Here is a 5,576-nt window from a genome sequence, read left to right as displayed (position 1 = left end):
GAACTTCGATATCACCGTGGGCGACCTGATGATTCACGTCGAAACCGCGACCCTCGATATCACCGACAACAGCGCCGTGGCGCAGACCAAGGGCGTGCCAGACGGCTGGGTCGAGGGCGACGTGGCCGCCAGCGGCGAGCTGGAGCTGGACACCACGAACTTCAACCTGGTGATCGAGGCCGCCGGCAAGGCCGGCAGCTTCCGCGAGCTGGAGGCCTTCGATCAGCTGTTCTATGCGAAGACGCCCACCGACGAGATCCGCGTGGAGGCCTTCGGCTGCAAGTTCAAGGTCTCCAGCTTGCTGAACATCGACGCCAAGGGCGGCGAGAAGTCCAAGCACAAGCTGCCATTCGACGTCACCAGTCCGGACTTCATCCGCATCAATGGCGTGCCGTACCTGGCTGCCCGCGAAACTGAGGGCCTGAGCTGATGGTTTGCCCTTTCGACCGCGCCCAGGCCCTGGAACAGCGTCAGCGTGACCAGGCGATCGCCGCTGCTCGAGGCAAAGGGCCGGCGACAGGGCCAAGCCTCACCCATTGCGACGATTGCGGCGGTGAGATCCCGGAGGCGCGCCGTGCCCTGGGCGGCATGACCCGCTGCGTTCCCTGCCAATCCACTTTCGAGAAAAGGGGCGAGCGATGAGCACGAACCAGGCCGCACAGGACACCGCGATTGCACTGGCCAAGGCCTCGCCCGCGATCGGAGTCGCCGCCACCGGCGTGACCGGTGCCGTCGATTGGTCGGCGGTCGCCTACATGCTGACGGCGGTTTACATGGTGCTGCAGATCTTCCTGCTGGTTCCCAAGTACCGCCAGATGCTGCGTGACTGGAGGATCAAGCCATGAGCATGCGTAACAAGATCCTGACCGGGGCCGTCGCCCTGGTACTGAGCAGCAGCACGCTGATGGCGTTCCTGGGCAAGTGGGAAGGTGAAGGGCAGAACGTCGTCTATGCCGACAAGCTTGCCCGGGGCCTGCCGACCGTGTGCATGGGCATTACTCGCTACACCAGCCCCTACCCTGTGATCGTGGGCGACTACTGGTCACCGGAGCGCTGCGCCGAGGTGGAGCAGTTGGTGATCGAGAAGGGGCAATTGGCCCTGGCCGACTGCCTGACCAACGAGAGCATCAGCCAGAACACGTTCGATGCGCTGTCCAGCCACGGCCACAACGTCGGCACGCCATCGACCTGCGCAAGCCGCGCCCTGGTGCTGATCAACCTCGGGCGTATCAAGGAAGGCTGTTGGGCGCTGGCCTGGGGCGCCGATGGGCGCCCCGTGTGGGCCTACGTCACCGACGCCAAGGGCCGCAAGGTCTTTGTCCCTGGTCTGCACGCCCGACGCCTCGAGGAGGCTGCTCTATGCGCGGCCTGATCGCACTGCTGGTCGCCATAGCGGTCGCTGGCGCGGCCTGGCTCGCCTTCGACCTTGTGCTCGAGCAGCGCGACCACGCCCGATCGGAGCGCGACACAGCGCAAACGGAAGCTGCAGGCCTGCGCGAAGCGGCACACCTCACCGGGCAGCGCCTGGCGATCGCCGCCGCCAACGACGCCCAACACTTCCAGGAACTGACCGATGCACTCAAACACAACCAGGATCTGCGCCGCGCTGTTGATGATCGTGATCAGCGGCTGCGCGTCAAAGCCACCTGCCCCGCAGTGCGTACCGGTTCCGGTACCGGCGCCGCCGGCGTGGCTGATGCAGGCTCCGCCGAACTCGCAACAGACGCTCGACCGGATTATTTCACCCTCCGCGATCAGCTCGCCCTCAGTCGGCAAATGATCCTCGGCCTGCAGGACCACGTCCGCACCCTTTGCACGACCCCACCCACCACAGGAGCAATACCGCAATGACCGAACGCGCTGAAATCACCTTGGAAATCGGCGGCGAAGACTTCGACTTCGTCATGGATACCGCCCTGGTCACCAAGTACATCAACGGCCTGACCCAGGCGAACAAGGTTGCCCCGTCTCACAATCTGCTGATGAACGCCGTGGTCCAGGACCAGAAAGCCAAGCTGAAGCCGCTGCTGTCGCACCCCACCACCGCGATGGAAATCGCCGGCGCCCTGGTTGAAGAGTTCTCCCCGAAAGTCGAGGTCGTCGTAAAAAAGCGCTCGAGCACGCTGAGCGCCTGACCGAGGACGGCCTGGGCCAGTTGCTGGCCCTGGGCGAACGCTGGCTACCCGGTGCCGCCCCGACGCCCGAGAACCTGGGCACAGCCAAATGGCTGGAGGACGAGCACTGGCGGCGGATGGAAATCGCCGTAGCCAACGGCATCGCACGAGCATTCAACGGAAGCTGACCACCCCATGAGCGCGAACAACGCATCCAGCCGCCTGGACTTCATCCTGTCGCTGACTGACAAGGTCACCGCGCCCCTGGCGAAGGTGACCAAGGGTTTCAGCGACCTGGCGGAGAAAGGCGAAGCCAACATCAAGCAGATCGGTACCGGCGTGGCGGGCCTGTGGGGCTCGCTCACCGGCATCGAGGGATCGCTGGCACCGGCGCTCGAGGTGAATCGCGCCCTGAGCGATGTTCGCTCGCTGGGCGTTGCCCAGGACGCCCTGGACGCGCTCAACGCCAAGTCCCTGGACTTTTCCGTTGCCTACGGCGAGAACGCCGCGTCGTTCGTCTCCTCGGCGTACAAGATCGAGGGCGCCATCAAAGGCCTGGCCGGCTCCCAGCTGGCCACCTTCACCAACACCAGCAACGTACTCGCCAAAGCCACCAAGTCCGACACGGCGGTGATGAGCGAGTACGTGGGCACGCTGTACAACCTGCAGAAGCAGCAGGCCGACGCCATGGGTAAAAGCCAGTGGGTCGAGAAGCTGGGCGGCCAGACCGCCCTGGCGGTCCAGCTGTTCCGCACCAGCGGCGAGCAGATGAAAGACGGCTTCAAGGAAGCGGGCGCGATCGCTACAGCCTCGGGCATTAATCTGGCCGAACAGATGGCAGTCCTGGGGAGCCTTTCCAGCACGATGGAAGGCGGCGACGCCGGCGGAAGGTACAAGGCCTTTTTCGAGAACATCGGCAACGCCTCTGACAAGCTCGGGATCAAGTTCACCGACACGAACGGCAAGGTTCTGCCGATGCTCGACATCCTGGCCAAGCTGCAGGGCAAGTTCGGGGATCTGCGCAACGCTGCCGCAAACAACAAGCTGGTCGAGGCCTTCGGCGGTGAAGGCGCCCAGGTGATCGGCGCCCTGGCTCAGGACACTGACCGCCTCAAGAACGGCATTGACCAGCTCGGCAAAGTCCGGGGCCTGGAGCAGGCCGAGAAGATGGCCGCTGCCATGGTCGATCCTTGGCAGCAGCTCGGCGCGGCGGTCCAGTCGCTACGTATCGCCTTCGGCCAGGCGCTGATCCCGATGCTGCAGCCGCTGATGACGCGCCTGGTCGATATCGGCAAGACGCTGACCCGCTGGACTCAACTGTTCCCGAACATCACCCGGGTGATGGGGATCGCCACCCTGGCCACGCTGGCCATCACCGCCGCGATCAGCACGCTGAGCATCGTGGTGGGCTTGAGCAAGATGGCCATGCTGGGCCTGAACGTCGTCTGGGCGCTGCTGACCTGGACCGGCTGGCGCAGCATCGCGATGTTCATCGCCCATTCCATCCAGTGCGTGCTCCTGGTCGCCCGGGTGCTCGCCATGATCGCGGTCATCGGCCTGGCCAAGGGCGCCATGCTGCTGTGGCAGGGCGCGATCTGGCTGGTCAACGCCGCCATGATGGCAAACCCCGTAGGCCTGGTGATCGCGGGCATTGCCGCCTTGATCGCCCTGGTTGTGGCCGCTGTCGTGTACTGGGACGAGTGGACCAGCGCGCTGATGAACACCCAGGCGTTTCAGTGGGTCGCTGACCAACTGCAGCAGTTGAGCAACTGGTTCGGCTCGATGGCCGGCTGGGGCAGCATGGCCCAGGCCGCGTGGGACGGCATCGTGGCGATCTTTCAGAAGGCCATCAGCGGCCTGATTGACATGCTGAACAAGATCCCGGGCGTGAACATCGAGACCACTTTCGGCGACGTGCCTACGCCGCCCAGCGTGCCGCAGATCCCAGGGCAGGCTGTGCCGATCGGCGTCACGCCCATGCCAGCGCCGGCACTGACGCTGCCTGAACCCCGGGCACTGATGACCGTCCAGCCACAGGCCCCGCTGATGACCACACGGCCAGCCGCAGCCGAGCCACCGGCGCCGGTGGCCAAGGTGCTCGAGCAGCAGCCCAAGACACTGCCTCGCGCAGCGCTTGCGCCGGCAGCGATCGCTCCGGCCGCAGCGCTGCCGCGTGCAGTCGAGCCGATCGCGCCATTGCTCAAGCGCATGGAAGCCCTGCCGGCGGCGCCGGTCCAGGTTGAGGTCGCCGCGCCAGTCGAGCAGGCCGAGCGTAGCCGCGAGCGCTTGTCCCAGGTTGCACCAAGCATCACGCCCGTTCGACCCAGTGCGGTGCCCCAGGGCGGACTGATGAAGCAGATCCAGAACAACACACAGAGCCAGGATCGACGCATGCACGTTGAAAAGGTGGAGATCATCAACGGCAGCAAGCCAATGACCCCGCTTGAGCTGGAAAACATGATCGGTATGGCGGTGGGCTGATGAGCGAGTACATCGACCTGCTGATCCAGGACAACGACCTGGTCCTGGATCCCTCCCGCCAGCCGCTGCTGATCGAGGACCGGGCCAGCATCGCCCAGGACATCGCCCACATGATCCGCGAGAGCGGCCTGCTGGTGACCCTGGTGGCCGAGCGCAGCCGCCAACGCCAAGCCGATTGCATCCTGCAGCTGGAGCTGCTGGTGGAAGACGACGAACGCCTGGTACCGGGCACCGCCCGGATCCTCGAGGACCGGCCAGGCGTGTACCTGGTCACGGCCAAAACCCTGAAATTCGGCGATATCGAGGTGTTTCTGTGAGTGACGTAGATTTCCGCCGGGCGCTGAGCGATGCCGGCATTCCGACGACCGAGGCAGGCCTGCGCCAGGCCTGGGAGGCCGAGGTCGCCGCCCAGGGCAGCAAGCTGAGCAACACCAGCGCATACAGCCCATTCTGGCGAGTGGTGACGGCGCTGGTGACCAAGCCTGTCATGTGGCTGCTGACGTTCCTGAGCGACACCGTCCTGCCCAACTTTTTCGTCAAGACAGCCAGCGGCGCTTGGCTGGACACCCTGGCATGGGCGGTGAACACCGAGCGCAAAGGCGCGACCCGTGCAGAGGGCGCGCTGTTGTTCACACGCGAGAACACCGCCGGCGAGCTGCAGGTGCCTGCCGGGGTGGTCGTCCAGTCCGCAGAGATCAATGGGCACGTTTACCAGTTGGTGACGATCGAGGACGCGACGTTCCCGGACGGGCGTCTGCAGGTCTCGGTCAAGGTCCGTGCCCGAGAGGTCGGCAGTGGCTACAACCTCGCCCCGGGTTACTACGCGATCCTGCTCGAGCCGGTACCGGGCATTGCCCAGGTCATCAACGCCGATGACTGGATGACAGCACCAGGGGCGGATCCTGAACCGGACGACCAGCTGCGACTTCGCGTGCGCAACCAGTTTAGCGCGGTGAACCAGTGGCATACCGATGCCGTGTA

At 65.0% G+C, this 5,576-nt stretch carries 9 protein-coding genes; all 9 read left to right on the top strand.

Annotated features, from left to right (window positions below; genetic code table 11):
• On the top strand, positions 1-430 hold a 430-nt coding region (locus tag Q7C30_RS04240), incomplete at its 5' end, for a phage protein (RefSeq protein ID WP_317870770.1).
• Positions 430-642 (top strand): TraR/DksA family transcriptional regulator, encoded by a 213-nt coding sequence (locus tag Q7C30_RS04235; RefSeq protein WP_317870769.1) that lies wholly within the window; start codon positions 430-432, stop codon positions 640-642. The genes Q7C30_RS04240 and Q7C30_RS04235, both read left to right, overlap by 1 nt.
• Positions 639-845, top strand: coding sequence for a hypothetical protein (locus Q7C30_RS04230; protein ID WP_317870768.1), 207 nt, complete (start codon positions 639-641; stop codon positions 843-845). Before Q7C30_RS04235 ends, Q7C30_RS04230 begins: the two co-directional genes overlap by 4 nt.
• Complete coding sequence (locus Q7C30_RS04225) at positions 842-1,372, top strand: lysozyme (RefSeq protein ID WP_317870767.1); 531 nt, start codon at positions 842-844, stop codon at positions 1,370-1,372. Before Q7C30_RS04230 ends, Q7C30_RS04225 begins: the two co-directional genes overlap by 4 nt.
• The gene (locus tag Q7C30_RS04220) at positions 1,360-1,851 is read left to right on the top strand and encodes a lysis system i-spanin subunit Rz (RefSeq protein ID WP_317870766.1); all 492 of its coding nucleotides are present in this window, start codon (positions 1,360-1,362) and stop codon (positions 1,849-1,851) included. Before Q7C30_RS04225 ends, Q7C30_RS04220 begins: the two co-directional genes overlap by 13 nt.
• Entirely contained in the window at positions 1,848-2,135 is a 288-nt protein-coding gene (locus Q7C30_RS04215; RefSeq protein WP_063541468.1) for a putative phage tail assembly chaperone, read from the top strand. Before Q7C30_RS04220 ends, Q7C30_RS04215 begins: the two co-directional genes overlap by 4 nt.
• Positions 2,136-2,309: 174 nt before the next feature.
• Positions 2,310-4,595 carry a phage tail tape measure protein gene (locus Q7C30_RS04210; protein ID WP_317870765.1) on the top strand — a complete coding sequence of 762 codons (2,286 nt, stop codon included), beginning with the start codon at positions 2,310-2,312 and terminating at the stop codon, positions 4,593-4,595.
• Positions 4,595-4,912: a DUF2590 family protein gene (locus tag Q7C30_RS04205; RefSeq protein WP_063541464.1), complete on the top strand. Its 318-nt coding sequence runs from the start codon at positions 4,595-4,597 to the stop codon at positions 4,910-4,912. The genes Q7C30_RS04210 and Q7C30_RS04205 overlap by 1 nt, the downstream gene beginning before the upstream one ends.
• Positions 4,909-5,576 (top strand): baseplate J/gp47 family protein (locus Q7C30_RS04200; RefSeq protein ID WP_317870764.1); only part of this gene is annotated, 668 nt, incomplete at its 3' end. The genes Q7C30_RS04205 and Q7C30_RS04200, both read left to right, overlap by 4 nt.

Source organism: Pseudomonas sp. RAC1 (assembly GCF_030658255.1).
GTDB lineage: Bacteria > Pseudomonadota > Gammaproteobacteria > Pseudomonadales > Pseudomonadaceae > Aquipseudomonas > Aquipseudomonas boreofloridensis.
Note: the sequence above shows the minus strand (reverse complement) of the source record. Positions and strands in the feature narration are given on the sequence as shown.